This window comes from Bradyrhizobium sp. LHD-71, assembly GCF_031157255.1.
Lineage (GTDB): Bacteria > Pseudomonadota > Alphaproteobacteria > Rhizobiales > Xanthobacteraceae > P52-10.
In genome coordinates this window covers 93,490-117,494 of sequence record NZ_JAVIFX010000021.1, presented here as the reverse complement: position 1 = coordinate 117,494, position 24,005 = coordinate 93,490, and the positions used below count along the sequence as shown (strand labels likewise).

General features: G+C 63.0%; 34 protein-coding genes. 17 read left to right on the top strand and 17 right to left on the bottom strand.

Going from position 1 to position 24,005, the window contains the following annotated elements:
• Nucleotides 1-18 precede the first annotated feature (18 nt).
• Both RCO31_RS22670 and RCO31_RS22665 read left to right on the top strand, forming a co-directional pair.
• Complete coding sequence (locus tag RCO31_RS22670) at nt 19-1,176, top strand: DUF1236 domain-containing protein (RefSeq protein WP_308970776.1); 1,158 nt, start codon at nt 19-21, stop codon at nt 1,174-1,176.
• A 621-nt stretch (nt 1,177-1,797) separates the two neighbouring features.
• On the top strand, nt 1,798-2,736 hold the full coding sequence (locus RCO31_RS22665) for an aminotransferase class IV (protein ID WP_308970775.1): 939 nt from the start codon (nt 1,798-1,800) through the stop codon (nt 2,734-2,736).
• 50 nt (nt 2,737-2,786) lie between these two features.
• Here RCO31_RS22665 and RCO31_RS22660 read toward each other — a convergent pair whose 3' ends face one another.
• Entirely contained in the window at nt 2,787-3,065 is a 279-nt protein-coding gene (locus RCO31_RS22660) for a hypothetical protein (protein WP_308970774.1), read from the bottom strand.
• Nucleotides 3,066-3,235: 170 nt separating this feature from the next.
• Here RCO31_RS22660 and RCO31_RS22655 point away from each other — a divergent pair, with 170 nt between their 5' ends.
• From RCO31_RS22655 to RCO31_RS22640, 4 genes are all read left to right on the top strand, one after another.
• Nucleotides 3,236-3,430, top strand: coding sequence for a hypothetical protein (locus RCO31_RS22655; RefSeq protein WP_308970773.1), 195 nt, complete (start codon nt 3,236-3,238; stop codon nt 3,428-3,430).
• Between the two features lie 81 nt (nt 3,431-3,511).
• Nucleotides 3,512-3,673 (top strand): hypothetical protein, encoded by a 162-nt coding sequence (locus tag RCO31_RS22650; protein ID WP_308970772.1) that lies wholly within the window; start codon nt 3,512-3,514, stop codon nt 3,671-3,673.
• 9 nt (nt 3,674-3,682) lie between these two features.
• Entirely contained in the window at nt 3,683-4,390 is a 708-nt protein-coding gene (locus tag RCO31_RS22645; protein ID WP_308970771.1) for a phosphatase PAP2 family protein, read from the top strand.
• Entirely contained in the window at nt 4,390-5,451 is a 1,062-nt protein-coding gene (locus RCO31_RS22640) for a diacylglycerol kinase family protein (RefSeq protein ID WP_308970770.1), read from the top strand. The genes RCO31_RS22645 and RCO31_RS22640 overlap by 1 nt, the downstream gene beginning before the upstream one ends.
• Nucleotides 5,452-6,204: 753 nt before the next feature.
• Here the strand turns inward: RCO31_RS22640 and RCO31_RS22635 are convergent.
• The 4 genes from RCO31_RS22635 to RCO31_RS22620 form a co-directional block, all read right to left on the bottom strand.
• A complete protein-coding gene (locus RCO31_RS22635) occupies nt 6,205-6,432 on the bottom strand; it encodes a hypothetical protein (RefSeq protein ID WP_308970769.1) in 228 nt (75 codons plus the stop codon).
• A 59-nt stretch (nt 6,433-6,491) separates the two neighbouring features.
• A complete protein-coding gene (locus RCO31_RS22630; RefSeq protein WP_308970768.1) occupies nt 6,492-6,716 on the bottom strand; it encodes a hypothetical protein in 225 nt (74 codons plus the stop codon).
• 320 nt (nt 6,717-7,036) lie between these two features.
• Nucleotides 7,037-7,573, bottom strand: coding sequence for a PRC-barrel domain-containing protein (locus RCO31_RS22625; protein WP_308970767.1), 537 nt, complete (start codon nt 7,571-7,573; stop codon nt 7,037-7,039).
• A gap of 273 nt (nt 7,574-7,846) precedes the next feature.
• On the bottom strand, nt 7,847-8,029 hold the full coding sequence (locus tag RCO31_RS22620) for a hypothetical protein (RefSeq protein ID WP_308970766.1): 183 nt from the start codon (nt 8,027-8,029) through the stop codon (nt 7,847-7,849).
• Between the two features lie 738 nt (nt 8,030-8,767).
• Here RCO31_RS22620 and RCO31_RS22615 point away from each other — a divergent pair.
• On the top strand, nt 8,768-9,241 hold the full coding sequence (locus tag RCO31_RS22615) for a VOC family protein (RefSeq protein WP_308970765.1): 474 nt from the start codon (nt 8,768-8,770) through the stop codon (nt 9,239-9,241).
• A gap of 37 nt (nt 9,242-9,278) precedes the next feature.
• Here RCO31_RS22615 and RCO31_RS22610 read toward each other — a convergent pair whose 3' ends face one another.
• Together RCO31_RS22610 and RCO31_RS22605 are read right to left on the bottom strand one after the other, a co-directional pair.
• Nucleotides 9,279-9,938, bottom strand: a complete 660-nt coding sequence (locus RCO31_RS22610) for a DUF308 domain-containing protein (RefSeq protein ID WP_308970764.1) — start codon at nt 9,936-9,938, stop codon at nt 9,279-9,281.
• 236 nt (nt 9,939-10,174) lie between these two features.
• The gene (locus RCO31_RS22605) at nt 10,175-10,447 is read right to left on the bottom strand and encodes a hypothetical protein (RefSeq protein WP_308970763.1); all 273 of its coding nucleotides are present in this window, start codon (nt 10,445-10,447) and stop codon (nt 10,175-10,177) included.
• 347 nt (nt 10,448-10,794) lie between these two features.
• Here RCO31_RS22605 and RCO31_RS22600 point away from each other — a divergent pair, with 347 nt between their 5' ends.
• Together RCO31_RS22600 and RCO31_RS22595 are read left to right on the top strand one after the other, a co-directional pair.
• Nucleotides 10,795-11,028, top strand: a complete 234-nt coding sequence (locus tag RCO31_RS22600) for a hypothetical protein (protein ID WP_308970762.1) — start codon at nt 10,795-10,797, stop codon at nt 11,026-11,028.
• Between the two features lie 75 nt (nt 11,029-11,103).
• Nucleotides 11,104-11,286, top strand: a complete 183-nt coding sequence (locus RCO31_RS22595) for a hypothetical protein (RefSeq protein WP_308970761.1) — start codon at nt 11,104-11,106, stop codon at nt 11,284-11,286.
• 9 nt (nt 11,287-11,295) lie between these two features.
• Here RCO31_RS22595 and RCO31_RS22590 read toward each other — a convergent pair whose 3' ends face one another.
• The 4 genes from RCO31_RS22590 to RCO31_RS22575 form a co-directional block, all read right to left on the bottom strand.
• A complete protein-coding gene (locus RCO31_RS22590) occupies nt 11,296-11,736 on the bottom strand; it encodes a hypothetical protein (RefSeq protein WP_308970760.1) in 441 nt (146 codons plus the stop codon).
• A gap of 235 nt (nt 11,737-11,971) precedes the next feature.
• Nucleotides 11,972-12,340 (bottom strand): PRC-barrel domain-containing protein, encoded by a 369-nt coding sequence (locus tag RCO31_RS22585; RefSeq protein WP_308970759.1) that lies wholly within the window; start codon nt 12,338-12,340, stop codon nt 11,972-11,974.
• A gap of 173 nt (nt 12,341-12,513) precedes the next feature.
• Nucleotides 12,514-12,768: a hypothetical protein gene (locus RCO31_RS22580; RefSeq protein WP_308970758.1), complete on the bottom strand. Its 255-nt coding sequence runs from the start codon at nt 12,766-12,768 to the stop codon at nt 12,514-12,516.
• A gap of 220 nt (nt 12,769-12,988) precedes the next feature.
• Nucleotides 12,989-13,249, bottom strand: a complete 261-nt coding sequence (locus RCO31_RS22575; RefSeq protein ID WP_308970757.1) for a hypothetical protein — start codon at nt 13,247-13,249, stop codon at nt 12,989-12,991.
• Between the two features lie 416 nt (nt 13,250-13,665).
• On the opposite strand from RCO31_RS22575, the gene RCO31_RS22570 reads away from it, so the two are divergent.
• Complete coding sequence (locus tag RCO31_RS22570) at nt 13,666-13,863, top strand: hypothetical protein (RefSeq protein ID WP_308970756.1); 198 nt, start codon at nt 13,666-13,668, stop codon at nt 13,861-13,863.
• A gap of 108 nt (nt 13,864-13,971) precedes the next feature.
• Here RCO31_RS22570 and RCO31_RS22565 read toward each other — a convergent pair whose 3' ends face one another.
• Nucleotides 13,972-14,160 carry a hypothetical protein gene (locus tag RCO31_RS22565; protein WP_308970755.1) on the bottom strand — a complete coding sequence of 63 codons (189 nt, stop codon included), beginning with the start codon at nt 14,158-14,160 and terminating at the stop codon, nt 13,972-13,974.
• Between the two features lie 261 nt (nt 14,161-14,421).
• Between RCO31_RS22565 and RCO31_RS22560 the strand changes: the two genes are divergently transcribed.
• Nucleotides 14,422-14,655: a DUF6894 family protein gene (locus RCO31_RS22560; protein ID WP_308970754.1), complete on the top strand. Its 234-nt coding sequence runs from the start codon at nt 14,422-14,424 to the stop codon at nt 14,653-14,655.
• A gap of 58 nt (nt 14,656-14,713) precedes the next feature.
• Here the strand turns inward: RCO31_RS22560 and RCO31_RS22555 are convergent, their stop codons facing one another.
• From RCO31_RS22555 to RCO31_RS22535, 5 genes are all read right to left on the bottom strand, one after another.
• Entirely contained in the window at nt 14,714-14,950 is a 237-nt protein-coding gene (locus RCO31_RS22555; protein WP_308970753.1) for a hypothetical protein, read from the bottom strand.
• 366 nt (nt 14,951-15,316) lie between these two features.
• Nucleotides 15,317-15,640 (bottom strand): DUF3551 domain-containing protein, encoded by a 324-nt coding sequence (locus tag RCO31_RS22550; RefSeq protein WP_308970752.1) that lies wholly within the window; start codon nt 15,638-15,640, stop codon nt 15,317-15,319.
• 151 nt (nt 15,641-15,791) lie between these two features.
• Nucleotides 15,792-16,556 (bottom strand): RES family NAD+ phosphorylase, encoded by a 765-nt coding sequence (locus RCO31_RS22545; RefSeq protein WP_308970751.1) that lies wholly within the window; start codon nt 16,554-16,556, stop codon nt 15,792-15,794.
• Complete coding sequence (locus tag RCO31_RS22540) at nt 16,516-16,893, bottom strand: MbcA/ParS/Xre antitoxin family protein (RefSeq protein ID WP_308970750.1); 378 nt, start codon at nt 16,891-16,893, stop codon at nt 16,516-16,518. The genes RCO31_RS22545 and RCO31_RS22540 overlap by 41 nt, the downstream gene beginning before the upstream one ends.
• Before the next feature lie 172 nt (nt 16,894-17,065).
• Nucleotides 17,066-18,427, bottom strand: a complete 1,362-nt coding sequence (locus RCO31_RS22535) for an amidohydrolase family protein (protein ID WP_308970749.1) — start codon at nt 18,425-18,427, stop codon at nt 17,066-17,068.
• 433 nt (nt 18,428-18,860) lie between these two features.
• Between RCO31_RS22535 and RCO31_RS22530 the strand changes: the two genes are divergently transcribed.
• From RCO31_RS22530 to RCO31_RS22505, 6 genes are all read left to right on the top strand, one after another.
• Nucleotides 18,861-19,700, top strand: coding sequence for a hypothetical protein (locus RCO31_RS22530; protein ID WP_308970748.1), 840 nt, complete (start codon nt 18,861-18,863; stop codon nt 19,698-19,700).
• A gap of 204 nt (nt 19,701-19,904) precedes the next feature.
• The gene (locus RCO31_RS22525) at nt 19,905-20,996 is read left to right on the top strand and encodes a N4-gp56 family major capsid protein (RefSeq protein WP_308970747.1); all 1,092 of its coding nucleotides are present in this window, start codon (nt 19,905-19,907) and stop codon (nt 20,994-20,996) included.
• 70 nt (nt 20,997-21,066) lie between these two features.
• A complete protein-coding gene (locus RCO31_RS22520) occupies nt 21,067-21,414 on the top strand; it encodes a hypothetical protein (RefSeq protein WP_308970746.1) in 348 nt (115 codons plus the stop codon).
• Complete coding sequence (locus RCO31_RS22515; protein WP_308970745.1) at nt 21,414-22,829, top strand: hypothetical protein; 1,416 nt, start codon at nt 21,414-21,416, stop codon at nt 22,827-22,829. The genes RCO31_RS22520 and RCO31_RS22515 overlap by 1 nt, the downstream gene beginning before the upstream one ends.
• A 16-nt stretch (nt 22,830-22,845) precedes the next feature.
• Nucleotides 22,846-22,992, top strand: a complete 147-nt coding sequence (locus tag RCO31_RS22510; protein WP_308970744.1) for a hypothetical protein — start codon at nt 22,846-22,848, stop codon at nt 22,990-22,992.
• Nucleotides 22,992-24,005 carry a hypothetical protein gene (locus RCO31_RS22505; RefSeq protein ID WP_308970743.1) on the top strand — a complete coding sequence of 338 codons (1,014 nt, stop codon included), beginning with the start codon at nt 22,992-22,994 and terminating at the stop codon, nt 24,003-24,005. The genes RCO31_RS22510 and RCO31_RS22505 overlap by 1 nt, the downstream gene beginning before the upstream one ends.

The following is a 24,005-nucleotide window of genomic DNA, read 5'->3' as shown; positions in this document are numbered from 1 at the left end:
AATGGAGGAGAACCACTCATGACGACGATGAAATGGCTTGGCACCACTGCGGTCGCACTCGCTCTTGGAACAAGCGCCGTGATCGCACAGACACAAGGTCCCGCGCAGCGCGACGATAGTCCGCGCATGCAGTCGCCGGCGTCGAAGGACACCGGGCGTCCGGCTGCAAGCGACAAGGGAGCGTCCGAACGGTCGCAGGATCGCGCGCAGCAGCCCGCGCCAAAAGCAGGCGCAATGGATGAGCGCAAACAGGCCGAGGACCCGTCAGCGCGTGACAGCAAACGGCCGACCCAACAGAGCGAGGACCAGAAGGGCGGCGAGGGCAGGCAGCCTGCCGAGCAGCGAAAGCAGAGCCAGGACCAGCGCGATCGCACAGCGCCAGGCGCCAAAGGCTCCACGCAGCAAACGCAGGATCAGCCGGCGCGCGACGGCAGGCAGCCCGCCGATCAGAAGCAGCAGCAGACCCGCGATCAGCAGCGGGACCAGGACAACCGGGCAGGCCAGACAGGCCAGACCGGTCAGCCGGCAGACGCGCGACAGCAGCAGGGCGTCCGGCAGCAGCCCGGGCAACCACAGCAGAGCCAGCAACAGCCGGGCACGGCGCCTTCAACTGATCAGGCTCAGCGCAGGGACGGCACGTCCGTATCCGCCGACATCAACGAAGAGCAGCGGACACGCGTCATCGATCGCCTGCAGCGCGAACGGTCGGACGCACGCACGAACGTCAACGTTGACGTGAATATCGGCGCGCGGGTGCCGCGCGATGTGCGCGGGCGGCCGTTGCCGCCTGACATCGTTGAGATCGTGCCGCAATATCGCGGCTACGAATACACCGTGGTCGAGGACGAGATCGTCATCATCGAACCGGGCCGGCGTGAGGTCGTCGACGTCATTCGGCGGTCCGGTCCGAGCGGCACGGCCTCGGCGCGGGTCGGCGGTGATCGCGTCGTGATCTCGCATGAACAGCGCGAGGTGTTGAGGCGGTCCGCGGTTCGCACCACCGGCTCGACCCAGCCGGGCGGTGCGTTGGATGCCAATTGCCTGCAGTTGCAGGCCGTGCCGGAGGAGCTAGCCCGCGACAATCCGCAGCTTTCGTCCTACCGGATGCTGACGGTCGGCGACCAGATCGTTCTCATCGATCCGGAGCAACACAAGGTCGTGGAAGTGGTCGACTGACCGGCGGAGTCTTACTCCGAATAACGAAAGGGGCGCATCGCGCCCCTTTCGTCTGCCTGAAGTGTGGGTCGATCGCTCAGGGCATAGCCATTTTTGTCTGGTAGGCGATGTAGACCAAGGCAGCCATACCTATGGTGATCAAGACCGCCACCTTCCACGCCCGCATTCTTGTGCGATTGCCAAAACCCCGATTCTGAGTGCCGCTGTACATTGTCGTCCCCGACGTTTCCTATCGTTTCCTACCGTTCATTCTGCGACTTTCGCCAAGGCGCCAGCGTCGCTCGGCTGGACGTCGTCCGTATCATGGTAGGGAATGCCATCCGGGACAATTAATCAATCAGTTTAGGGGCGATACTTGACGGAACTTGGCGGAAAGGCCTGATTTCCATCCCTTCGCGTAACCCGGTTTAGATGCGCGGATTATTCGGACGAGGCGCGGGAACGTCCGAGACGACATTGCGGCGGTGGACATCGACGGGAAGTTCTCAGCTGACTTGAGATTCCTCAACTCTCACTTTTCGCGAGCGCAATATTTTGCACGCGCGGGAGTCGACAGGCGGCAGCTTAATCCATAAACGCCGTCGAGCGCGCGGGCTGCGCGTTGCCGCGCTGGGGCGGAACATGGTTCAATTGCAGAAGCCAAAGTATGTCTGGTTTGGCGGCGGTATTACTGTGTGGGAAGAGGCTCGCTTCCATGTTTCAAGCGAAGCGGTCGTAAGAGGGCTCAACGTTTTCGAGGGTTTGCGCGGGTACTGGCAACCCGATGGCAGCTTCGGTTTTTTGGCGCTGCCGCGGCATTGGGCCAGGCTCAAACGCTCGGCCAAATTCCTCCATATTCCCTTTGATATGACCTGTCAGGAGTGGATCGATGCAAACCACTCCCTGGTTCAGACAATGTATGAGCCCGGCCGCAGCATGTGGACGCGGGCTACGCTTTACGTAGAGGAAGGGCATTGGGGCGAGGGGACCAAGTCCAACCTGGTCCTCACCGCGTTTCATGTCATGAACATGCCCACCTCTATTACAACAGGTGTAAGCACGTGGCAGCGCGGGGCGGACAATGCACTACCTGCTCGCATTAAAACAAGCAGCAACTATCAGGTGACCCGTCTTGCTAAGGTCGAAGGCCGATCGCGAGGCTATCCTGAGATGATATTGCTGAATCAACACGGTCGGGTGGCGGAGTCGATCGGGTCATGCATTCTCGTGGTGCGGGATGGCAAGGTGATCACGCCACCCTGGTGGGAAGGTGCGCTGGAGAGCATCACGGTCGATATCATCGAAGAGCTTTGCAAGACCATGGGCATACCGTTCGAGCGTCGGCCCATTGAGCGTACGGAGCTCGTCTTCGCGGACGAAATGGCGTTCGTCGGCACGCTGAACGAAATTACTCTGATCAGCGAATGCGATGGCGACAAACTCCGTGAGCCGCGTGTGTTGAAGAGCATCTCGCAGCGCTATCTCAACGCTGTTCATAGCCTGGAGCCGCACCCGGCTGTCGATCTGCAGTGCAGACCATATGACCCCAGGCAACCAGGGCTGCTCAGCGCTGCCGAATAGCTCTGTTGAGTATCGTTTCGTGCCCGGCTCAACGCAGGCGGCGCGAGCGCCTAGCGGCGCGTTTTCTTTCGCCGGTTGTAAGGCGAGCGGTTGATGGGTTTCAACGAGATGCCCTCGCGCTGCGCCTTGCTGGAGATGGCGCCTGGCGGACGTTGCATCTTGAGGCTGATCACGCCGGTCGGGGTGTTCGCCTTCGCGAGCGAGCGGAGCTGCTTCACCTCGCTGGCGCTCCAGGGCTGACGCGCGTGGCGCTTGTATTTCGGATTGGCCTTGCGCGGTCCCTTCTTGCCGATCGGCGAGCCGGGCCGCTTCCATGCTGCTTGTGCCATTCGTTGCCTCCAAAAGGAATCAAAGGCATGATGCGCGCAATCGTTCCGCCACGCTGGAACTTCGTCGCCGGTCCTAGATTCTCCATCGACGACGGCGTACCATTGCAAATCTCGTACGCGCCTTTTTTCAGGCGTGAGCTCCCCTAGAAATTGCGAACGAAGATGTAGCCATGGAGAACAATCCAGACCCCTATCTGCCCAGATGTCCGAAGTGCAGCGCATGGCCGATGGCGCTCGCGGAGGGGGAGGTCGGACACTTCGTCCGGCAGGCGAAGTTCATTTGCGCCAGATGCGCCAACGCCTCGGTCGTGCCGCTGCCGCGATCAGAGACCGCATTCCGGCGCATCGGACCGTTCGCCGTCTAAGCTGCAGGTGGCAATTCGCCGCGAGCGACGTCATGCGGGCAAAGTGGAACTGATGCCACGGTCCCACGTTGAGCCGGCGCCATGAACTGCCGGGCCTGCAACAGCAAGATGATCTTGAAGGAGCCGCGGCGCTTCGCGTGCGACACCTGCAAGCAGTCCGCGATCGTGCTCGACGTCAGCGAGAACCGCGACCGGACACGGGTGCCTGTGCCGGCATCCGCCGCTGCACCCGTCCCGGTCTGAGCGAGGCGGATGCCAGAAGACCATCGAGGGGAATATCCGGATGTTCGCGCGTGGTTGCTGGCCGCGGGCATCGCGGGGCCGCTGTTCGTCTTCCTCGTCATTTCAACCCAGTTCATTCAGCAGGAGACGGCGCTCGACCGCTGGCTGATGCTGGCTTTTCGCGTGCCCGGCGATCCAGGCACAGTGGTCGGTCCCGCCTGGCTCCGGGAGGCGTCGCGCGATGTCACGGCGCTCGGCAGCTTCACCGTGCTCGGCATGCTTTGCGCCGGGGTGGCCGGCGTTCTGCTCATCAGGAACGATCGCGCCGGCGCGCTTGGCCTGCTCGCAGCCGTATTCGGAGCCATCGTCATCAACAGCCTGATCAAGCTCGGCTTCGCGCGCCCGCGCCCGGATCTCGTCGGTCCCTTGGTCGAGGTCTTCACGGCCAGTTTTCCGAGCGGCCATGCGGCGGTGTCATCGAGCACGTATCTGACGCTTGCGATCCTGGCGAGCCGCTCGGCGACGTTCCGTCCGATCCGCGGCTACCTGCTTACGCTGGCGCTGCTTCTGATCCTTCTCATCGGCACGAGCCGCGTCTATCTCGGCGTCCACTATCCGACCGACATCCTCGGCGGCTGGTGCATCGGCGCGAGCTGGGCCGTCGCCTGCTGGGTCTTTATCGGATCGCGGCAGCGGAGGCGGCAGGACACCGTGTCCCGTCCGCGGCAGGCGCGCTGATGCCTCCGTCGTCCACGCCAGCCGCTCCGCAGCCCGAACTACCGCCGCAGCGTTTGCGCGTGCTGCTCAATGCGGGGGCCGGTTCGGCTTCCGCCGCGCGCGGCGAGCCGCTGAGCGACGTGCTCGCGTCCGCATTTTCGGCGCATGGCATCGCGGCTGACATTCGCGCGGTGACGCCGGAGTCGATTGCTCTGGAGGCCGGCAATGCCTGCCGCGAAGCCCTCGCGGGCCGTCTGGACGCCGTCATTGCAGCGGGCGGCGACGGGACGATCGGCGCCATCGCAGGAGCTTTGGCCGACACCGGTGTGCCGATGGGGATCATTCCGCTCGGCACCTTCAACAATTTCGCGAAGGACGTCGGCCTGCCGCGGGAGTTGGGCGAGGCGGTCGAGGTGATCGCCAGGGGCCACGTGACCGCGGTCGATGCTGCAGAGGTGAACGGGCGCGTCTTCGTGAACAACTCTTCCATCGGCGTCTACCCGTTCCTGGTCATCGATCGCGAGCGCCGGCGGCGCCGCGGGCTCTGGAAGTGGGTGGCCATGCTGTTCGCCGCCGCGCGCGCGGCGCGCTACCTGCCGATGCGGCGGCTCCACATCAAGGCTGGCAACACCGTGGAAGACCATCGCAGCCCCTGCCTTTTCGTCGGCAACAACCAGTACAACCTGACCGGCTTCGATCTCGGCCGTCGGCACGACCTCACGTCGGGAACGCTCTCGCTTCACATCGCCCGACCGCGCAGCGCAGTCTCGCTCGCGTGGCTCGCCTTGCGCTGCATGCTCGGCCTGTTCGAGGCCGAACGCGATCTGCGGACGCTGATCGTGAAGGAGCTGGTGATCAGCTCGCGCAAGCGGCGGCTGCTCGTTGCGTTTGACGGCGAGGTCGAACGGATCAACACGCCGTTGCGCTACCGCACGCGACCGGCCGCGCTGAACGTGTTCTGCCCGGCGCGGACCGATGCAGAGCCGGCGCCGGCCGGTGAAGAAACGACGGTGAGCACCGGCGACACCGAGCGCTTCCTGCTCTCCCCACGAACGATCAGCCGGATCCTGCGATCACGGTGACTGAAGGCCTGCCGGCCGGGAGGCTCCGACGTGCGGCACGTCCTGTCGCTCGTTCGTCATGGTCCATTCCCGGCGGCCGCGGTTCCTGCAACCGCCGGTTCATTCGGTTCACAACCGCGAAGAAAACGTGCCGCGGGACATGTTGGTTAGCGAAAGAGAGCCGGCACGGCCGAACCGGGAGCGTCGTCGCGCGTTGACGCTGCATGCGATATCCTGAACGAAGGCCCGGCAAATCTGCGCGTCCGATGGAAGGCGCGGGCGAGCCGTTGATGATCGTGCTCGCCCTTGCACTGGTCGCGCTTGGGACATGGTTCTTTTTGTCTTCGGGCGAGACAAACGCATCGAACGGTCCTGCGGCCAGGCCGGATGTCCAGGCCGGGGAGCTGATCTGGCAGCCGTCGCGCAAGCCGGCCCGACAGGCGCCAGCGCCGAGCAAGATGACCGAGGCCGTTGAGCCCCACAATGGCGATGCGTCGTCCGCCAGCAGCCGGACGCGATCGAGAACACGCATTCAAGGAAAGACTTGATCGGACGCGCAAGCGGTCATGCGGCGGAAGCCGGCCGATCCGAAGGACCCTGTCGCGCGCGCAAATGCGTGCGGGTCCAGCAACGCTCTTCGCTCGCGCAGGCATCGCCGTCGGATCGGCCGCCTCATCAACGCGTCCGTGGTGACGATGTTCCCTGCACCATGGCAGCTCGAGGAATGTATGCTCCGCATTTGGCGGAGGCCCATCACGAGAAGAGCGCTTCGAGCTAGGCATAGGGCGGCACGTCCACAAGTGTGCCGATCAAGCGGAGCAGCGCTTGTCGTTCCGGGCCGTCTCCGCTGCGCAAGAACTCGCCCAGCTCGACGTGGGAGAGGCGGCCGCCGGAGGGCGCGTTGGGCTGATGAATGATGAAGGCACGGCCATTCGTCGGCTCGCGGCCGAGAAACCATGAGTCGCCATTTGGACTACGATAGAGCTCTCGCCGTTCCGACATCAGTCTGTCCTGTTGGTTGGACCCGGAAAGCAGGCCTTCGTGTCCACGACACGCAACGTTCAATCGTCTCGCCGCGGTGTCTTCGATCGCTGGGTGTCGGCCAGACGCTTCGTCTCGACCAGACGCTTCGTCTCGACATAAAGGCGCAGGCTCAGGATTTCCTCCGTGATGGCCTGATGCTGCCGGCAGGTCGGCGCCAGGCTCCGGGCATCCTCTTCTCGCTGCCTGATGCGCTTTTCGATCTCGTCGGCAGTCAGGTTGATGTCTGGTGGGACGGAACGCATGGCTGCCTCCCTGATCGTTCACGCCCCACTGCTTCTAACGCTTCTGCAGCCGAGGGCCGCGAGATGCCCCGCCGCGCTTCGCTCGGGCGGGAGTCGAGGCCATCAGGGCGAGGCTCCAGCCGGCTGGCGCTTCGGGACGGGCAAGGGAAGCGCGGCGGAGCTGGATCCTCGGTGGCGTATCAACTTGACGTCGCCGAGATGGTTCCTCCGCATTATACGGCTGCGCAAGCCGGTCTCGCCAACGGGCTGCGCTGCACGGGGACGTGCAAAGGCCCCCGACGGTTGTCGAGGGCCCTTGCCGCAGTGTGGAGACGTTACGCTCAGTTGGAGTCCGAGTAGCTGAACTTCGGCATCGCCTTGAGCTGCTCCTTGGTGCCGCTCATCACCGCGTGGTCCGGCGCCCAGTCATTTGCGCTGGACGTGTCGCGCGCAGGCGTCGTGCCGGAGCCTGTCGCGCCGGTCGTTGCCGGGCGATCGGTGCCGGTCGTGGACGCGGTGCGGGCCGGCGTTTCCATGAACTTCAGCTTGTCCATGCCCACGGCGATGTCGTGTTCGCCGATGCCGAGAAAGCCACCCACGCCGATCACCACCGCTTGCACCTTGCCGTTCTTGTCGACGATCAGCTCGCTGATGTCGCCGAGCTTCTCGTTGGCGTCGTTGTAGACGTCGAGACCCATCAGCTTGGATGCACGCCAGTTGCCTTTCAACGCCATCTTCTGGTCGGCGGATGTGCCGGTTGCAGCGCTGGTGGAAGGCGTCGCCGCCGGCGCCGTGCTCGGCTGACTGGTCTGCGCGTAGGCTGCGCCACCGATCACGGCCGTGCTCAGCAATGCTGCGGCAAAGAACTTCTTCGTCATTGTCATTTCCTCCTTGCAAGGCGAACAATTCGCTACGGGTCAATACGCGGTGAACCGTGGCGTTCCTCAACGCGGAAACGTTTCAATGATGACGCAAAGTCGCAGGAACGAACGCGCGTGCGCGGGTGTTTCTTTTGCTGGGCGCTTCGCCGGCGCGTGCGCCTCGACGCAAACGCGCAAGCGCGATGATGTCGGACATGATCGCCGGACCCGCCGAATGCGGTTCGCAGGCAGTCCGTCGGTCGCGCATCGACAGCCCGCGCGGCCGGCGCGTCACGCCGACCAGCGGTCTTCTTCTTCCCTGTCGTGGTGCTCGTTCAGGCGGTCGGCGATCTCGTCGGCCGTCGCCTCCGAATCCGCCTCCGCGATCGTCTTTCCGTCGGTCGTCTTGACCTTTTCCTCGTCAGCTTCCAACGGGAATTCGTCAGGTGTTAACGGCGGCTTCCGTTTGGGCATCTGCGTTGCTCCGCTGAAAATGCACGTCCTCTCCTCACTTGCTTCGCCGCAGCAGGGACAGGCGTCTACGGCGTGCTGACCTCCGTCGTCATGCGCGCGAAGCGACGCCGTTCTTCGAACGGCTATGGGGACGACGCCAAACGCTAAACATCGCCTCGCCGGTAACGTTCCTCAGAACGAAAGCAGAGCGGCCGCTACGACACGAAGCGCTTCGTCTCTGCGTAGATGCGCAGGCGCGCGATTTCCCTCGTGATCGCCTGATGCCGCTCGCTGGTTGGCGCAAGGTTGGAGGCTTGCTCCTGCAGCCGCCTGATGCGCTCCTTGATGTCCCGCGCGCTCAGGTGAATGACGTCCGTCAGGCTCTATCTGTTTCCCATGCATCGCTTCCGCCCTTCGTCCGATCTTTTGCCGTTCCGGACCGGTAGGTACCACGGCCCCAGCCAGTTGAGTGCTAGGGGACGGGCAAGCGGCGGCTGGAGCCGTGGTGCCGTTTCAACTTTCAAGTTTGCCGGATCGTTCCTTTGAATTCGTTTGTCGTTCGAGCAGATCACGCTGGCGGTGCCGGGAACTGATCCGGCAGATCCAGCGCGACAACGCAGCGTCGATCTTTTCACCTGCTGTTCGGTCGTGATAGTTTCCGCGCCTCGCGAAGCGGACGATCAGCAGCGTTTCACGTCACGCCGGCTTCAAGTCGTCATGCGGTGTGGTGACAAGTGAACTCAAGCGAAAGGACAGCCAATGGCCAAGAACACGATTTGTCTATGGTACGACAAGGATGCCGAGGCTGCTGCCCGCTTCTATGCCGAGACCTTCCCTGACAGCTCGGTGGGGAAGGTCTACCGTGCGCCCGGAGACTATCCGTCCGGCAAGCAGGGCGACGTGCTGATGGTCGAGTTCACGGTCGCCGGAATCCCCTGCGTGGGCCTCAACGGCGGTCCGGTGTTCAAGCACAACGAGGCCTTCTCGTTCCAGATCGCCACGGATGATCAGGACGAGACCGACCGCTACTGGAACGCTGTCGTCGGCAATGGCGGCCAGGAGAGCGAATGCGGCTGGTGCAAGGACAGGTGGGGCATCTCCTGGCAGATCACGCCGCGCGTGCTGATGCAGGCGATGGCCGCCGGCGGCGCCGAGGCCAAGCGCGCATTCGATGCGATGATGACCATGAAGAAGATCGACGTCGCCGCGATCGAGAAGGCGCGTCGCGGCTGACGTTCGTATCCGCTGGTCCGGAAGCTTTGCGGCTCGCTTAATGAGCCGCAATTGCTCCGGCCGGGGTCTCGGGCTTGGCCGGCTTTGCGGCGAGCGAAAGCAGGATGAGGGAGACCCCCTCCATGATCAGCTCGATCGCAACGAACAAACCGATGATCCAGCCCCAGCCCCTGATCCACTCCGCCTGGCCGGCGGGCGTCGTCAGCGCTTCGGCCGAGGGATGCGACAGCGTTCCGAAGATCATGAAGCCCAGCACCACGGAGATCAGGCCCGAAATCAGGATCGTGATCCAGAGAGGCCCGGCTTCGCGCACCTGGAAGGCGATCACGCTGCGGAAGATGCCCGCGACGAGCAGGGACGCCGCGAGGAAGATCGTCAGCCAGAAGGCGGAAAAGACCGGCATCGCCACCATCACGAGACCGGCGAGCACATAGACCAGTCCGATGATCGCGTGCAGCGCGAGGCTCCTCCATTCCTTGTGGTGAAACGCATCGATCAATTGCGCCGCGCCGGCGACGATGACCAGCGCGCCGAACCAGAACACGGCGACGATGGTCAGCCAGTACGTCATGCCAAGGCCAAGGATGCCGAGCACGGTTATGAGAATGCCGAGCGCCAGCAGCCATCCCCAGCGGATGCCGCTGTCGCTGAGTACTCTGCTCATCGACGGGACAGGGACAGGGTCAGTCGCAGTCATGATCATCGCCTCCTGGGTGGGCGTCCTCGCGAACGGCTCGCGCGGACGACGTCAAAGCCAGCCTTGCGCCGGTGTTGACGACGCTCGCCTTGCGCATTGCAGCAGATCACTCTCCTCCTGATTTGCGCTTTCAGCGAATACTCGGAATTGAATGACATTCGAAGCAAGCGCTGACACCGACAACAGAATCCGGTTCGGCGATGCCGGTCGCATCAGCGGAACAACCTTCAGCTCAGCTAGCGTGAGACCGGAGGCGTGCTGCCATCCTTGCTCGGTGGCGGAGCCGGCGCCGGCGTGGTTGGCGACATGCCTGTCGTCATGCCGGGCGACGTGTTTGTCGCGAGGCGATTGTCGGCCATGGTCCAGAAGAACAGGCCGACCAGGATTGCGAACGCCACCGCCGCGACCATGCCGAGAGATCCTATGCCGCTGTTGCGGTCGCCCATCAGGGGATCGGGCGTTCTGGGCTCGAGCGGCCGATCGCGATCGTCGGGATCGAGTTCGGGCATCGTGCTTCCTCCATTCGCCGAGTTGTCGTCCGGTACAACTCCGGCGCGACTGGCAACGTTCCCGGGGAGGGCGGTTGCAGGAGGGGCGGGCGGCCGTCAGGCGGCCGCCCGCGCCCGTGGCCTCTGGCGGCGTCGCCAAATGCCGACTAGTGTCCCGAATCCGAAGTTCGCCATACTTTGCAGCGAGCTCAGAGCGAACTTCGGATTCGATCAGGACACTAGCAAGTTTATGATTCTAGTGTCGTTATGGATTAGAAATTCGCACGTTGGGCTCGCGGCAACGATGGTGCGAATTTCTGATCCACGACACTAGAATCGCAATCGACTTTTAGGATGAAAGACGCGTTGTGGCCGCCGACGACGATAAACTTCGCTTCATCGAGCGCATTGTGCATCGTCAGCACGTGGTCAAGATCACGCGGCGCCGAGATCAGATCAAGCTGCTGATCTATCCGCCCAACGCCAACCTCGCCACACGCATGGTCGTTGATGCGTTGACCAACTATGAGCGCGCCATTGGCGAGGCCAAAGCGGTGATCGATGACATGGTCGACGGCACGCAGCCGGATCGAGAAACCTGATTCCTGCCGCGTGCCGGCCTTCGAGTCCGTGGCGAATGCTACCTGCGGGCCTTTCGGGATTTGGCCTTCCGGGATTTGGCCTTTTTCTTCTTCTTCGTCTTCTTTGCCGCGCCAGGCATCATCTTCCGCGCAGTCTTCTTCGTCTTTCGCACAGCCGATCTGGCAGCGCTTGTGGTCGCTTTTGCTGCCTTCTTCACTGTGGATGCGACGCGGCTCGCGGTGGATCTCTTCGCCATGGTGCTCCTCTTTGGTTGTTGATGGGAGGTGTCAGCGTCTCGATTTCTTCTTAACGCGAGACTTCTTAGTCGCTGTCTTGACGGTCCGCCGCTTCGCGGAAGCCTTCGATGCCCGTTTCGCGGATGCTTTGGATGTTCGCCTGGACTGCTTCTTGGGCGCCATCTTTCTGGCGGTCTGCTTTTTGGAAGTTTTCTTCTTGGCCGTCTTCTTCTTTGCAGTCTTCTTCGCTGTCTTCTTTCTGGAAGCCTTGACCGCCTTTTGAGCTTTCTTCGCCGCCTTCTTGACGGGCGCAGGGGTTCGCTTCGAAACCGCTTTTGTCGCGCGCTTGGCGACGGCCCTGACCGCGGACTCGGTCATCTGGCCTGCGGCGGCGGCGATCACGTCGGTGATCTGGTCAACGACAGGTTTCTTGCTGTCGGTGGCGGGTGGAGTGGGGTGGTCCTCTTTCGGATCGTCTTTTGGATCGTCCATCATGACCCTCCATGGATGGTTGTTATCGTATCCGATTCTCGCCCGCTCCGTGAGCAGGGCAGGCGATAGCGGTCAGCCTTCGCTGCGCTATCCGTATAACAACTGCAGTGAGAAGCCAGGACGTTCCGCGGCGCAACGGATTTTTCCGCCCTTTTCGTACGACGACGGGCGGTTCGGCTGGGCATGCATGCTAATGAAAAGGCCCGCTCAGCAATGCCGAGCGGGCCGGTCCCCCTTAGTAACCGGGGAAAGGCACGCCGTAGTACTCGTTGACGGCGCGGACGCGGGACCGGTCGTCCCAGTTCCAGTTGTCGTTGTTGCCGTAGTGCGGCGCCTTGTTCAGCTCGTCATTGGTTATCGCGACCTGGTAGCCACCGAGCTCGGTGTTGTAGGTCAGCGACTGCCACGGCAACGGATAGTGATCGTCGCCCATGCCGAGGAAGCCGCCGAAGCTGAGCACGGCATACGCGACCTTGCCCCCCACCTTCTCGATCATCACCCGCTCGATCGATCCGATCTTGTCGCCGTCGGACCCATACACGGCGGTGCCTTCAACCTTGTCGCTGCCGATCAGGCCGGCCGTTTCCCGGGATTCAGTTTCCATGGTTGTCCTCCATTTTCTAGGTGTCGGACAACCTTGGCTGGAAACTCTTTGTTCCTCCGGAGTGGCCGCGGAATGTCGGTGATCATCACGCAAGCATCGGTGCAGACCATCGCCGTCACTGCGTAACGGTTCGCGTCCGGCGGCCCGACGGCGCGGCCGGGCATTGCGCCACTTCAGACCCGCAACTGCACGATCCACTCGGAGCCCGGAAAACTGGCGGGGTTTGCCGAACGGCCGCGGGCCGGTGTCAGACGGCGAAGATGGGCGCAGTCCAGCTCGATGACAATCGCCGACGGCGACGAGCTGAGCACCGTGCTCATGATGAGCGTAGCATCGCCGAGAACGATGGGTAGCTCAGCGCCGGCTGGTGGCAGTGGCTGGCGATTGTCGCTCGTCGTCAGCCATACCGAAGCACCGGTCTGGAGCATCCAATAGTGTGTGTGTGCCGCCCAGGCCAATGCCGCACCGCCACGATTTGATGGACGACGGTCCAGAATAGTGGGCTGAGCACGGTCAGATTTGATGCACCGCAATTACCCGACGGTGGAAGTTGCCGTGAAAGGCGGCTTCTGTGCGCAACGCCTGAAACAGGAATACAACTCACCGCCCGCTCGCGCTTCGCAGTCTGCTCCAACTCTGCGGCGAGCATCAGCAGGTCGGCTTTGATGTCAGCATCGTCGAGTTCAGCAACCAGCTTGCGGCACTTTCCGGCCTGCTCAGCAGGAATTCGATATTCCTGCGCGGGCGCGCGCTGATCTGTGTGCGGACCTGTTCGGCCAAGTCGCGGAACTGATCCGCTCTCTCACGATATGCCGCCCGTTTCGCAGCGTCGGCAGCCAGGCTGCCGATCATCTGGCATTCGGCGGCTTCGGAGAGGAGCTTGTCGAGCTTGTTCTTGAGATCAGGCATTTTGAGCGCAGAGTCCTTGGCATGCCGTCGCATCGGGATCCAAGCAGCTTCAATGTCTACAATAGCACAGAAGAGACATCGACGTGCTCGGCCGCGGCCGGGGAAGGCGGCATTCTTAAACTATTAATAAATTGGTTTGCATCTTCGGTGGGGCTGAAATTCCGGGAGTTGCGTATGCGTACCCGTGATTTTACCGCTAAGGCCTATCTTCTCATCATGGCCATCGGATACACGACGCTATTCATTGTTCTCCTCTCCCTGGCCTTGCGGTAAGGTTGACCGCCAGCAGCGGAAGCGTCACGCGCTCTACCCGACGTCGCGGTGTTTCGGACTCGGACAAGGAACGATCCGGGGCAGGAGTGCTTGATCTAGGTGGCGTGGGCGCGCGTTGTGGACGCAAGCGGAGGAAAAGGGTCATGCGCCGTATTCCGAAGGCGACCTACCTGACGGCCGACGAAATTGATCTGCGGAATAGGCAGCGAGAACTCGAAGCCGCTAATCTGCCACCTACCTGCGCGCAGTATCGGGCCGTGATGAAAGAAATTGCGCAATGGCGCAGCTATGCCGAGGCAAAGCGCTGGATTGAATCGCAGGGCTCGAAGCCCGACGCGTAGGCGATCAGAAAATTCGCCAGCTCCTGCTGACGCAGGGCGACGCCTTGCGCAGACCGGGCATCGCGCTGAATTCGTCGGGAAGCGCGCTTGGGGATGCGCGCGTGCGCTTCACGTGGAAGGCGGCCGTCGGTGACGAGCTGCAGGTGAACGCTTCTCTTCCTTGGTTTTATCCACTTCGGCTTGCAACTCTTCGATGACGTCTTCGAGGAGGCGCGTCACGAGCAGCTCGCTCATCGTTGAGGTTTGTTCGCTGCTTCGCCTCCTAAGCTTCCGAACCTTTTCGTCGTGGTCACTCATGGTTCTTCTCCATCAGCGGAGAAGTCGCGACGCTGCGCGAAGTTGCCCAAGACGGCAAACATTCAGCAAGGAACTTTTGGCTTGTTCGCAAAAAAGGACCCGCAGCCTTGGGGACGGTGCTGCGGGTCAATGGCACGATAGCTCAGCGTTCGGCCGCTCTGACTAGGGGACGGCAGTAGCCGGTTGCGCTGAGTAAAGGCTAATAAACGACCAGCGCGCATCGTTCCGGGAACCAACAAAAGCGATGGTGCATTCGCTCGCATGGCCAAATTCTTCTTCAATGTCTACAACGGCGCAGACAGCTACGTCGATGAGATCGGCGAAGAACTGCCGGACCGGTTTGCGGCGTGGCACGAGGCGACGATCTCGGCCGGGCAGTCTCTCAAAGATCTGGATGGCAAGCTGTTGCCCGGCACCGAGTGGCGCATGGAGGTGTTGGATGATTCGGGCCACACGCTGTACACGCTTCATGTCACTGCGAAAGGCAACCCGTAGGATCTTCACCGTCAATCGAGCGCAGCGGGCGAACTGGCTACAACCCGACGTGCTGTTATCAGTGTTCGGCAGCGCCGGGGCTGGCGCGATGTTCGGTGGTCCGAGGGACCGTGCCGGCTGGATCGCCGGCGCGATTTGTGCTGGCAATATTCCAGAACAGCGAGCCAAGCACGATTGCGAGGGCGAGCACGCTGAGCGTGCCGATCATGCTGGTACTGCAGTCGCGTGGTACATAATCCTCGACCATCTGGTGCGCGAGCGGTCGTTCGCGCGTGTTCGGATCAACCTCACGCATGACCTCTCCTCCAATCACACAGTGAGTGTCTGAGATAACGGTGGCGCGACTTGCTATGTTCCGTGAGAGAGCCGCTGTCGTTCCGTTCAAAAGTGCGCAGAACTGCGCTGCGCCTGCTGCTCCGCGCGGAGTTTGCTCGCTGGAGTTGTCATGAAGCGCAAGAGGCCGATGCTGCTTTTAGAATGACGAGACAGCGGCGCTCCTGGAAAATCTTGGCGGGCAGCCTGCTTGGAGAGGATCGACAACTGCGCCCGTGGGGAGGCTGGAGGTGTCAGAGTCGGCGGTGCGGGCGAGGCGAGCACGAGCAGCGCGCCAAGCCTGATGACGAGAGGCCGCCCAGTTGGGACCGGCTTGTTCTGAGCGAACTCAGCGCCAGCGCGTGCCCGGCGGCGGCACGGTCGCATAGGCCGCGAACGGATTCGGCGTGCAGTCACCGCCCATGGGGCCGATGATCGAAGCTTGGCATTGGGCATAGGTGAAGTAGCTGCAATCCGACGAGCCGCTCCACTGCCGGCCGCCGCGGCGCAGGCACCAGGCATAACCGCGGTCCTGGCCGTACTGGTCGTAAAAGCGGATCGCGCCGTTCGGCTCGCGAACTGCGCTTTGGGCTTCAGCGGGCTGGCCGGCGAGGAAACCGGCAGCGAGAACCGCGAGCGCGGAAGCTGTTCTGATCAGCGTCTGGGTTTTCATCGAAAAATCTTCCCGTGTGCGAACAGTTTAAGGGCAAACAAAACAGTGCGGGCAAACAGGCCGCCAACCCCGAATGTTCCGCGGGCGCGCGATCGTTACGAGCTTGTGAAGAAACGTGGTTGCCAATTCTCTAATCAGTTCACTAACAGCGTCATCGCTCCCAGCGCCATTCCTTGGCGCGTGGATCAGCAACGAACGTCGTGCGGTCGAAGGCGAGCGACCGTCTCGGGCTTTCACAGATCGCGCGCACGCCGGCGTTGCTGAAATGCAGGATCCAGGTCTCCTCCGCAAAGCGCTGCGCCGGCACGAGCGCTGCGACATCGAGCAGGGCGAGGTTGGCGCGTGCTTGCGGATCGCGCACCGATTGATAGCGGATTGCCTGGATGCCGGCTTCGCGTGCCGTGTCGGCAAATGAAAGGCAGAAGGTGTAGTCGACCGGATCAGTCCAGTGCCGGTGGTGTGCATCGAGCGGCGGCTCTGTCAGGTCGGATGCGCGCGCCGCATCGAAACGGGCTTCGAACGCGCGGAAGTCGAACGGGTTCTTCGGCCACGGCGTGCCGGGTGATTCGAAGAAGAACAGCAATCGGTAGAACACTGTTTCCGCGATCGCCGTCTCCGAATGCTCGGACGCGTAGAACACGCCCGCAGACACGCCGGCACGGCGGAAGCGCGAGGCGGTGGGGTAGGGGCTGTAGCGGAACGGCGTGAACAGCAGGTAGTGCAGATGCCTTGCGGCTTCCGGCACCGGCGGCTTCGTCGCCTCGATGACACGCTCGAGCACAAGCTGCTCCTCGAGCGTGTCGGTGAGCTTGAGCGTGATGCCCCGGCTTTGCGATTCGACCACGCGCCAGCAGGCGCCGGCCAACCGCTTGGCACTAGACAGCAGCGCGTCGCGCGTCCAGGTAATTGATGACATCGACGAGGCCGCTGACGGTCTGGATGCGTTCGATCGGTTTGGCGTGCAGCGCCGTGTTCTTGTTGTCGAGCCAGGCGCGTGCGACCTGATCGTCGCCGCCGACGATCGCGGTGAGCGAGCGGTACATGCGCACGAACAGCACGGACAGCTCATAGGCCTTGTCGCCGGGGCTCAGCACATAGGCGCCCTTCTTCATCCGGGAGATGGTCGCCTCCGACAGGCCGACAACCGCGCCGAGCACGGTGTTGGCAAGCCTGAGGTTGGCGGACGCGCGAACCAGCGCCTTGGTGACGATCGCAGCTTCCGTCGGTGTTTTCGGCGCGAGAGCCGTGGGCATGACCTATCCTTTCCATGGAAAGAATATACCTCATTTCTTTCCATGGAAAGATAAATAAGAGCGACGACACCACGAAACAATGCCCTCTGCGGAGGACAATATTCACAGGCCGCCCGGCTCTGATCGCCGGCCTGAGGGCATGCTGCGCGGGATGACCGCGCAGACCGGAGGGTCACTTAAGCAAGGCGTTCTTATGGACCTTGCCGTCCTTCATGATGACGAGGAAATTCTTGCCGGGATCTGCCACCAGGTTGATGTTCTCCAAAGGATTGCCATCGACGAGAAGCAGGTCGGCGAGTGCATCCTGCTCCACGACACCGAGCTTGCCCGGATAGGGATTGCGCTTTCCGGACAGTGCCAGCAGCTCGGCGTTTGTCGAGGTCGCCATGACCAGTGCCTCGGCGGGGGTGTACCAGCGGGCCAGCGAGGCCAGAATGGCCCCTTGTTGCCGCGCCAGCGCCGGCGAGAACAGCACATCGGTGCCCCACGCCGTCTTGATCCTGTACTTCTTCGCAAGTTCATAGGACCTGGCGATGCCGGGCCAGACCTCATCCGCCTTTGCCCGCTGAACTGAGCCCACAGGAAAGCCCAGCCTCAAGTCTTCGGGGAGTGGCTGCATGCTCAGCCAGACGCCTTTCTCGGCGATCAGTCTGGCGGTTGCGTCGTCCATCAGGAAGCCGTGCTCGATGCACTTCACGCCAGCCGCGACAGCTCCGCGGATCGCAGCCGATGTAAATGCATGCGCGGCGACGTACGTGCCCCAGTTCTCGGCCGCCTCGACCGCGGCGCGCAACTCGGGCTCGGTGAAGGTGGTCACGTCGATCGGACTGAAGGGTGACGACACCCCGCCGCCAGCCGTCAACTTGATCTGCGAGGCGCCCTGCATGAGCTGCTCGCGTGTGCGCACGCGCACTTCGTCAGGGCTGTCCGCGACCATGCTGCCACCAAGCTGCTCCATGCGGGTGAGCATGCCGCCGATCGTCCGCGGCAGATCGGTCAGCTGGCGGAAATCCCCGTGCCCGCTCGTCACCGTGATGACGGCGCCCGATGGATAAATGCGCGGGCCGGCGACGGTGCCCTCGTCGATGGCGCTCTTGAGACCGAACGCCGGGCCGCCCACGTCGCGAACAGTGGTGAAGCCGCGCATCAGCGTGTCCGTCGCTTCGGCGCCAGCGAGGAGATTGTTGTAGCCGACGTCACCGAACGCCTGTGCGGGAGTCACCCGCACCATCATCGCGTGCCAATGGGCGTCGATCAGGCCTGGCATCAGTGTGCGTCCGCCGCCATCAATGATGCGGGTGTCCGCTCTGCGATCGACCGCGATGGGCTGAGGCGAGATCGTCTCGATCCTGTTGCCGCGTACCAGAACGTTGGAGGGTGCGGAGAGCGTCGCGTTCTTGCCATCGAAGATGCGCACGTTCTCGAACAACGTAAGGTCGCCGCTCGCCTGTGGAGGATCCTGGGCACGGGTGCCGGAGGATGTCGCCGTGAGCAGGAGTGTGGCGAGAAGAGCGCCTCGGAGCATCAAGGTCATCCGATCACCTCTGGCTGGATGTTGCATGCCTTCAGATGACACTTTGTATCCAGGATAGGGGGTGTTGGGGAAGCACGCAACGGCGGGCCGGATTGCAAGCAGTTCGCTCCAACAGGTCGCTTTGGCGGTGACCGGCAAGCGTGACGCAACGTGTTCGAAGCGGCTTTGCTCGCCATCATTTTGAAGGACGATATTCACAGGATCTGCACAGGCCCGCTTTTTTCCTTTTGCTGGTCCAGCAGATCGCCTGCTAGACACCAGCATCCGAACAATCCGCCGCGGGCCGCAAGGCTTCGCGGGCTTTGCTTTTTCTCGCCAGAGAAACAGCGGGCGCCGCCGGCCTGACATGACGGGCGTTTCGCGATCCCGGCCGCGCAGAGCCGGGAAGCCGCCGCCGGGCAACGGGCGTTTGTGATCTTCACAGGGAAAGACTTTGAACAGAGAACCGCTGGACAGCATCCTGTCCGGAGGCGGCGAAGCCGTGTCCGAACAGACCGCAGAGCGAACCGAGGCCGACGCGACGCAGGCAGGGGAAGGCGAAAGCCTTCACGCGCAGCGAAGCGAAGGCTGGCCCGAGGGGGCGACCGAAGCCGATGCGGCGGAGGCGCAAGGTGACGGGGCCACGCGCATGGTCCCGCATCAGGCGCTGCATGCCGAACGGCAGCGGTCGCGCCGCTACAGCGAGGAGGTCGCGGACTTCCGCCGCCAGCTCGGTGAAACCAATGCCCGCATGGCGCAGCTTGTCGAGGCGGTGACGCCGCGGCAGGCGCCGCCGGCTCCGCCTGATTTTTTCGACAACCCGGAAGCGGCGACGCGCTTTGAGGTGGCGCAGACCGTCTCGCCGGCGTTCGAACGGATCAATCAGACGCTGCATTCCTTTGCCCGCGAGAATGCGGTTCACCGCTTCACGCAAGGGACGGTGGATGAAGCCGAGCAGGCGTTCATCGGTGCATTGCAATCGGGACGGCTCGATCCTGCGGACTACCGGCGCGTCGTCGGTAGTCCCAACCGCTACGCGGAAGCTGTCCGGTGGCATCAGCGCCAGGTCGCTCGTGCCGAGATCGGCGACGACCCCGCGGCCTACAAGGCCAGGGTCGAGGCCGAGCTGCGCGAGAGGATCCTGGCCGAACTCGGTGACGGACAGGCGCAACCGCGCTTTCCGCTCACGCCCTCCAACCTCGCCGGTGCCCGCAATGTGGGTGGCCGTCGCGGGCCGGCCTGGTCCGGCCCGGCATCGCTCAACGACATCTTCGATCGCAGAAGGCCGGGCTGAGCGTAGTCAAGTAAGTGGCGCTGCCTAGACCGTCATTGCGAGGAGCAAAGCGACCAAGCAATCCAGCGCGGCATTTGCCGCGACCTCAGACTGGATTGCTTCGCTTCGCTTCGCTCGCAATGACGGAGTTAGTCGCATCGCTCTGACCTGATCACGCTCGTCTCGGCTGTCGGCAATCATCAATCGAAAAGGAAATCGACACACATGGCTGACTCTCTGGTTGGCGCAGGTCTCACTGTGGAGCAGTGGGACGACAAGTTCTTCACCGAATACCTGACTGAAAATCGCTACTCCAGCGAGATGGGCACGAACGAGAATTCGATCATCCAGGTCAAGGAGAACCTGGCGAAGAAGCCGGGCGACCGCATCAACTTCGCGCTGGTGAACAAGCTGACGGGCGACGCCGTCACCGGCCGCGACGTGCTGGAAGGCAATGAAGAGGACATGGCCTCGCGTTCGTTCGAGGTGGCGATCACAAAGCGCCGCAACGGCGTCCGCTTCGCCGAGATCGACGAGCAGTTTTCGGCGATCTCGCTTCGGGATGCCGCCAAGCACACGCTGAAGGAGTGGGCGCTGAAAGACACCGAGAAGCTGATCGAGCGCGCGCTTGCCTCGATCAACGGCGTCGCGCTGGCGACGAGCCCGGAGGCACAGCGTGACGCTTGGCTCGCCGACAACGCGGACCGCGTCTACTTTGCGTCCGGATACGCCGGCACCGACCACTCGGCCGGCTGGGACCAGCTCGATGCGACGGCCGACATCCTCACCGCGGCGGCCCTTTCGGCGATGAAGCTGAAGGCGCTGACGCGGGCGAACCCGAAGGTGCGGCCCATTCGTTCCGAGAAGAACGGCCGGCATCTCTATGTCGTCTACGCGCATCCGCTCGCGTTCCGCGACCTGAAGAACGACAGCGTGATCACCGCCACGCAACGGGAAGTGTCGCTGGCGATGGAGAACGAGCGCCTGTTCAAAGGCGGCGATCTTCTGTGGGACGGGATGATCATCAAGGAGGCGCACGGCCTCTATGACTCCTCGACCTACACCGGCGAGGGCGCCGGCGGCACTGACACGGTGGTGCCGGTCTATCTTTGCGGCGCGCAGGCGATCGGTGCGGCCTATGCCAAACGCTGGGTGTCGAAGCAGGAGACGTTCGACTACGGCGACAAGCACGGCGTCGCGATCGAAGCCATCTACGGCATCGAGAAGATGCAGTTCGGCTCCGGCACTGCCGATCGCGACGAACTGAAGGATCACGGCGTCGTCACCGGCTACTTCGCGTCGTCCACGGTGGCGTAACGCGGGACGGACGCGGCGTGCGCAGACCCGCGCGCCGCGCCTGTCATGCCTTTTCCCTTGAGCCATCTCCATGCCCGACATCACCAAGACCCGCACCGACCTGATCGAGCGCGCCGCCACCGAGCTCGGCGTGCTGCCGTCCGGACAGTCGCTGTCGGATGAAGACGAAGCCACCATCGACAACCTGCTCGATCCGCTCATCCGGCAGCTTGCGCTCGACGACGTCGTCGACATCGGCGACAGCGACGCCATCCAGTCCGAATACTTCCTCGCCCTGGCGCGACTGCTCGCCAACGAAGCGGCGCCGTCGTTCGGCCAGCAGCGCAGCGAGCAGATGAGAGCAGAGAATGAGGCCCTGCTTCGCCGCATGGCAGCAACGAAGTCGACCCGCGAACCACTGAAGGCGGTGTACTACTGATGCCAGCACTCGTCCTTCCCACCACATCGATGCCCGGTCAGAAGCCGCAGGAGAGCGGCGGACGCCTGATCAACTGCTTTGCCGAATCGTTGGGTGAGGCGGGGCCGAACGCGTTCAAGCTGGTGCGTTGCCCTGGGCTCAGCCCTTTCGGCACGACGAACGAGGAGAACTTCCGGGGCGGTATTCAGCTCGGTTCGCTGATCTACACGGCCTGGTCCGGCAAGGTGAGCGCGCACACGGCCGCAGGCGGCGCGGGAAGCGATCTCTCCGGCGCGCTGACCGGCTCTGATCCGGTGTTCTTCGCGCGCAACAACCGCACGACGCCGGACCTCGTGATCGTGTCGCCGGACAGCGGCGCATTCGTCGCGACCGCGTCGGCGGTGTCGACTTATCCGGATGCGGATGTCGGCGCACCGAACTCGGTCTGTTTCCTCAAAGGCTACTTCATCTTCGGCTACGGCAACGGCGCGATGCGCGCGTCGGGATTGAATTCGACCGCAATCAACACGCTCGATACGGCTACAGCAGAGAGCAGGCCGGACACGCTCTATCGCGTGCTGGCGCGCGGCGATACGCTGATCGCGGCGGGAAGCGCCTCGATCGAGTTCTGGGGTATCAACGGCGAGGCGACAGGCTTTCCGTTTTCGCCGATCACGACCCATGATCGCGGCATCGTCGGCCCGTACGCCATTGGCGGACATGAGGAGGGGTTCGGCTACGGCATCTTCTTCATCGCCGACGATTTCACGGTGCGGCAGTTGGACGGATACGCATCGACCAAGATCAGCCCGCCTGATCTCGACCGGCTGATCGAGGCGGTCACAAACAAGGATACGCTGCAAATCTCCGTCTATGTCACGCAGGGGCATCCTTTCGTCGTCGTGCAATGCGATGACTGGACCTGGGAATATGACGTCGTCCTGCAGCGTTGGCACGAGCGCCAAAGCTATAACAGGTCAGGGTGGCGCGGCTCGCTGCTGTTCAAGGGTTTCGATCACTGGCTCTGCGGCGATGCGAAAAGCGGCAATATCTACAAGGTCGACAGCGCGGCGCATCGAGAGGCCGGCGAGCCGCTGATCGCCGAGATCGAGACAGGCCCTCAAGGCAGTTTTCCCTACGGTCTGCGCATCAACCGGCTGGACCTGTTCGTCACCGCAGCGGTCGGGATCGCGCCGGGCGCCGATCCGATCGAAACGGACCCACGTGTCAGCATAGCGATATCACGAGACCTCGGCATTTCCTGGTCGAACGAATGGCTGCGCGAGATCGGGCCGCAAGGATCGTCGCCGAATGTGCGCGTCAACAATCTCGGCCTGGTCAAGGCCAAGGGCGCGAAGTTCAAGATCCGGTTCTCCGATCCGGTGCATTTCGCGCTGGTCGGCGGTGATTTTGAAGCCGTGCCGTTGAGGAATTGAGACGAGGAATTGAAAGATGGCGACAGCATCGCCCCCCGTTCCGCCCACGCCGGACGCATCTGCGCCGGTCGTGATGCCCGACGGCCGCATGAACCCTGACTGGTATCGCTGGCTGAAGGCACTGGTCGATATCATCAAGACAATTCGCGGAGAGATACCCTGATGGCAAGTTTCTTTGAAAATCTGTTCGGCGGCGGTGCCGAGAAGGAAGCCGCGGAGAAGAACCGCGCGGCGCTCGGTCAGTACAACACCACGAGCCTTGCCGCGTTGGATGCCGGCTTGAACCGTGCCACGGGCGCTGTAACAGGCGCGCGGGATGCGGCCGGCAACTACCTGGATCGCAACTACGGTCTGTACGGCGATCTGCGCAACACCGGCACCGGCATTCTGAACTCCGGGCGGACGGGTCAGCTCAATGCGCTCGATCCGGCCCTTAAGAATTACGAAGCGCTGCAGTCCAAATACGGCGCCGGCACCGATCTCTATCTCGACAGTCTCGGGGTCCGGGGAGCCGAAGGCAATCGGCGCGCCGTGGATTCGTTTCAGGCCGGGCCGGGCTATCAGTTCACGCTGGATCAGGGCTTGCAGGCGCTGAACCGACGCCGCGCTGCGGCCGGCATGCTGAACTCCGGCAACGCCGACGTCGACGCGTTGACCTACGGCACCGGTCTCGCAAATCAAACCTATGGCGACTGGCAAAGCCAGCTTGCGGGGCTGATCAATCCCGAGCTGGCGGCCGCGAGCGGCGCCACCGGCGTGCGCAACAACATCTCCGACGTGATCGGACAAGACGCGCTCGCAAGGCTTGGGCTCGAGCAGGCCGTCGCGCAGGGGCAGGCAGGCGTGAATACGCAGCGGGCCGCGAACGAAATCGCGCTCGGCAACTCCTTGTCCGGGCTCTACACCGGCGACGCGCAAAACCGCGTCGGCGTGGCCGGCAACGTCGTCTCCGGCAACATGGCGGCGAACAACCTCCAAGCTCAGGGCGAGAGTCAGGGGGCGCGGAATCTGCTCAACGCCGGCCTGAACCTTGCGTCGCTTGCAGCCGGCGGCTTCGGTGGTGGCGGCGGCTCGTTCGGATCGTTCTTCGGCGGCGGCATGCCGCCTGATTATGGCCAGGCCTCCAACGTGGCCTACGGCGGCCAAAGAATTCCGGTTTTCGGGCGGGGGTCGTAG

What these genes read in the sequence shown, in the direction of transcription:
- RCO31_RS22660 (WP_308970774.1), bottom strand. Translation starts at nt 3,065, where the DNA reads ATGGCACAAGCAGCATGGAAGCGGCCCGGCTCGCCGATCGGCAAGAAG.
- RCO31_RS22645 (WP_308970771.1), top strand. Translation starts at nt 3,683, where the DNA reads ATGCCAGAAGACCATCGAGGGGAATATCCGGATGTTCGCGCGTGGTTG.
- RCO31_RS22515 (WP_308970745.1), top strand. Translation starts at nt 21,414, where the DNA reads ATGCCAGCACTCGTCCTTCCCACCACATCGATGCCCGGTCAGAAGCCG.
- RCO31_RS22670 (WP_308970776.1), top strand. Translation starts at nt 19, where the DNA reads ATGACGACGATGAAATGGCTTGGCACCACTGCGGTCGCACTCGCTCTT.
- RCO31_RS22650 (WP_308970772.1), top strand. Translation starts at nt 3,512, where the DNA reads ATGAACTGCCGGGCCTGCAACAGCAAGATGATCTTGAAGGAGCCGCGG.
- RCO31_RS22615 (WP_308970765.1), top strand. Translation starts at nt 8,768, where the DNA reads ATGGCCAAGAACACGATTTGTCTATGGTACGACAAGGATGCCGAGGCT.
- RCO31_RS22585 (WP_308970759.1), bottom strand. Translation starts at nt 12,340, where the DNA reads ATGGAAACTGAATCCCGGGAAACGGCCGGCCTGATCGGCAGCGACAAG.
- RCO31_RS22550 (WP_308970752.1), bottom strand. Translation starts at nt 15,640, where the DNA reads ATGAAAACCCAGACGCTGATCAGAACAGCTTCCGCGCTCGCGGTTCTC.
- RCO31_RS22535 (WP_308970749.1), bottom strand. Translation starts at nt 18,427, where the DNA reads ATGACCTTGATGCTCCGAGGCGCTCTTCTCGCCACACTCCTGCTCACG.
- RCO31_RS22640 (WP_308970770.1), top strand. Translation starts at nt 4,390, where the DNA reads ATGCCTCCGTCGTCCACGCCAGCCGCTCCGCAGCCCGAACTACCGCCG.
- RCO31_RS22525 (WP_308970747.1), top strand. Translation starts at nt 19,905, where the DNA reads ATGGCTGACTCTCTGGTTGGCGCAGGTCTCACTGTGGAGCAGTGGGAC.
- RCO31_RS22555 (WP_308970753.1), bottom strand. Translation starts at nt 14,950, where the DNA reads ATGCGTGAGGTTGATCCGAACACGCGCGAACGACCGCTCGCGCACCAG.
- RCO31_RS22625 (WP_308970767.1), bottom strand. Translation starts at nt 7,573, where the DNA reads ATGACGAAGAAGTTCTTTGCCGCAGCATTGCTGAGCACGGCCGTGATC.
- RCO31_RS22520 (WP_308970746.1), top strand. Translation starts at nt 21,067, where the DNA reads ATGCCCGACATCACCAAGACCCGCACCGACCTGATCGAGCGCGCCGCC.
- RCO31_RS22635 (WP_308970769.1), bottom strand. Translation starts at nt 6,432, where the DNA reads ATGTCGGAACGGCGAGAGCTCTATCGTAGTCCAAATGGCGACTCATGG.
- RCO31_RS22545 (WP_308970751.1), bottom strand. Translation starts at nt 16,556, where the DNA reads ATGTCATCAATTACCTGGACGCGCGACGCGCTGCTGTCTAGTGCCAAG.
- RCO31_RS22570 (WP_308970756.1), top strand. Translation starts at nt 13,666, where the DNA reads ATGCGCCGTATTCCGAAGGCGACCTACCTGACGGCCGACGAAATTGAT.
- RCO31_RS22665 (WP_308970775.1), top strand. Translation starts at nt 1,798, where the DNA reads ATGGTTCAATTGCAGAAGCCAAAGTATGTCTGGTTTGGCGGCGGTATT.
- RCO31_RS22565 (WP_308970755.1), bottom strand. Translation starts at nt 14,160, where the DNA reads ATGAGTGACCACGACGAAAAGGTTCGGAAGCTTAGGAGGCGAAGCAGC.
- RCO31_RS22560 (WP_308970754.1), top strand. Translation starts at nt 14,422, where the DNA reads ATGGCCAAATTCTTCTTCAATGTCTACAACGGCGCAGACAGCTACGTC.
- RCO31_RS22610 (WP_308970764.1), bottom strand. Translation starts at nt 9,938, where the DNA reads ATGACTGCGACTGACCCTGTCCCTGTCCCGTCGATGAGCAGAGTACTC.
- RCO31_RS22505 (WP_308970743.1), top strand. Translation starts at nt 22,992, where the DNA reads ATGGCAAGTTTCTTTGAAAATCTGTTCGGCGGCGGTGCCGAGAAGGAA.
- RCO31_RS22580 (WP_308970758.1), bottom strand. Translation starts at nt 12,768, where the DNA reads ATGCTCCAGACCGGTGCTTCGGTATGGCTGACGACGAGCGACAATCGC.
- RCO31_RS22540 (WP_308970750.1), bottom strand. Translation starts at nt 16,893, where the DNA reads ATGCCCACGGCTCTCGCGCCGAAAACACCGACGGAAGCTGCGATCGTC.
- RCO31_RS22510 (WP_308970744.1), top strand. Translation starts at nt 22,846, where the DNA reads ATGGCGACAGCATCGCCCCCCGTTCCGCCCACGCCGGACGCATCTGCG.
- RCO31_RS22630 (WP_308970768.1), bottom strand. Translation starts at nt 6,716, where the DNA reads ATGCGTTCCGTCCCACCAGACATCAACCTGACTGCCGACGAGATCGAA.
- RCO31_RS22620 (WP_308970766.1), bottom strand. Translation starts at nt 8,029, where the DNA reads ATGCCCAAACGGAAGCCGCCGTTAACACCTGACGAATTCCCGTTGGAA.
- RCO31_RS22605 (WP_308970763.1), bottom strand. Translation starts at nt 10,447, where the DNA reads ATGCCCGAACTCGATCCCGACGATCGCGATCGGCCGCTCGAGCCCAGA.
- RCO31_RS22590 (WP_308970760.1), bottom strand. Translation starts at nt 11,736, where the DNA reads ATGGACGATCCAAAAGACGATCCGAAAGAGGACCACCCCACTCCACCC.
- RCO31_RS22575 (WP_308970757.1), bottom strand. Translation starts at nt 13,249, where the DNA reads ATGCCTGATCTCAAGAACAAGCTCGACAAGCTCCTCTCCGAAGCCGCC.
- RCO31_RS22655 (WP_308970773.1), top strand. Translation starts at nt 3,236, where the DNA reads ATGGAGAACAATCCAGACCCCTATCTGCCCAGATGTCCGAAGTGCAGC.